The sequence below is a fragment of the Vreelandella rituensis genome (genome assembly GCF_003336665.1).
GTDB classification, from domain to species: domain Bacteria; phylum Pseudomonadota; class Gammaproteobacteria; order Pseudomonadales; family Halomonadaceae; genus Vreelandella; species Vreelandella rituensis.
Genome location: NZ_QPIJ01000136.1, coordinates 1 through 1,912, shown reverse-complemented (window position 1 = coordinate 1,912; position 1,912 = coordinate 1). Strand labels below are relative to the sequence as shown.

The 1,912-nt window shown below is 56.5% G+C and carries 1 protein-coding gene and 1 pseudogene; both read left to right on the top strand.

Translation table 11 applies throughout. The features are described 5' to 3' along the window. Nucleotides 1-230: 230 nt before the first annotated feature. Nucleotides 231-464: pseudogene (locus DU506_RS21070) on the top strand (IS3 family transposase); the annotation flags it as partial. 675 nt (nucleotides 465-1,139) lie between these two features. After that, nucleotides 1,140-1,811 (top strand): reverse transcriptase domain-containing protein, encoded by a 672-nt coding sequence (locus DU506_RS21065; protein ID WP_114488778.1) that lies wholly within the window; start codon nucleotides 1,140-1,142, stop codon nucleotides 1,809-1,811. The last annotated feature ends 101 nt before the right edge of the window (nucleotides 1,812-1,912 follow it).

Here is a 1,912-nt window from a genome sequence, read left to right as displayed (position 1 = left end):
CCCAGTCGACGCTCCGTCAGCAAGGCACCGACCGTATCCAGTAGTGCCTGAAGGCGTTTGGCATGAATAGAGGGGAGTGCTGATGTCAGCCAGTTGTGCAAGAATTGAGGGGCCTGCATGGATCTCCTTAGGCATATTGTTTGTTTGGCGATTAACAACATGCCGACCCATGCAGGCTCTTTCAACATTACCTGCTGATTTTATTGAAAATATTCGCGGGGATCTCTCAGATTTTAAACGCCTGTCATCGCCCCGAGTATCAGAGCTTGCCGCCGTCTCAGATCGTACCATTACTGGCGGATCAAGGCGTCTACCTGGCTTCCGAATCGTCGTTCTATCGGGTATTGAAAAAGCATCAACAGCAGCACCATCGAGGCCGTATGAAACCACGCCGCCAAGTGCCCGCGCCCACCAGCTTTACGGCGACAGGGCCGAACCAGGTCTGGAGCTGGGACATCAGCTATTGTGTGCCTCGACCCTGACGGCTGCGGGAAGCAGTTGAACGGGCACAAGCATGACTGGAATACCTTCGTGTCGGACAGGATGTTCTCAGCGAAGGGCGGCTCTCTGCTGTGAGAGAGCTTGAGCCGAAGCGGCGGTGACCTGCTGTGCACTGGCAGGGTGACGTAACCCGTGGGAAACGGGGTGTGAGGCGAAGCCGTTACGCCAAGATGCACCTCTAGGCTGAGTACGGAAAGGTTGAGGAACACGAACCGATTCATCCGCGTCTGTGGGCTGAAATGTCGCCATCTCCTACACGGCTTGACAGGAGATGCGCATCCTCAGCAATGGGTACAGGTATGGCCCGCTGCTGCTGCCGGTGGTGGATAAGTAGCCCGCCACCGGCGGAGTCACGAGCAGTGCGCAGCTAACTCGTGGCAGGTGCGCCAACTTGCAGCATGCAAGGGTAAAGACTGCGATCGGCAACCTCCTCCGTATGCTTGAGTCCAGCATGTGAACGAGGGAAGGCTTGCTCGGGATGCCAAGGGAGTGCGACCCCGACGCCCGACAAGCTGGCGGAGCCTCCGTAGTAGTCCGAGGTGGGGAAAGCCCACCACATGGCGAAGGGAGGCAGTTCAAGTGGCTTGCTCCACGGATTACCTGACCCAGAGAGGTGAAGACCTTTGATAATCGGGGAAATGCAAAGCAAGCTGGCAATGTGGTCAACAGCGGATTCGAACCGACGGTTCGATCGGCTGTTGAGACTGATTGCACGGCGTGACTGGCTCCAGGAAGCGGCGTTCAGAACGCTGGCGTCGTCAGGGGCCAGAACTGCTGGTATTGACAGAGTAGATCGGCGAGCGTTTGAGCAGAATTTCAGCCAGCATCTGGAGGAAATTCGTATTGAACTGCTGGACGGCACTTATCAGCCGCAGCCAGCACGTCGCATTTACATTCCAAAATCCAGCGGCAAACAGCGCCCGCTGGGGATACCGACCTTGCGTGACAGGATTGTGCAACGTGCGATGCTAATGGCCATGGAGCCTATTTGGGAAAGCGATTTCCATCGTCTCTCCTATGGGTTCCGGCCAGAACGCAGCGTGCACCATGCTATCCGCACCGTGAAACTTCAGTTGACGGACAGTGGAGAAACAAAAGGTCGCTGGGTCATCGAAGGTGATCTCGCGAGCTACTTCGACACGGTTCACCATAGAAAGCTTATGCGGTGTGTCCGCAAACGGATTCGGGACGGCCGTTTCCTGGCGCTGTTATGGCGATTCATCAAAGCAGGGCATGTCGACAAGGGGCTGTTCCATGCGGCTCATGACGGCGTGCCACAAGGGGGCGTGGTAGCACCGGCAACAATCTAGCAAACTCTGGGGTAAAGTGGGGTCTACGCATCGCGCGAGGATGCTTGGCAACCCATTTCACGGGGCATCCAGATGTCGAGATAACGTTCCTCATTGATGCT

Bases quoted from the DNA above. Each gene is read 5' to 3' on its own strand.
- DU506_RS21065 (WP_114488778.1), top strand. From the start codon at position 1,140: ATGCAAAGCAAGCTGGCAATGTGGTCAACAGCGGATTCGAACCGACGG.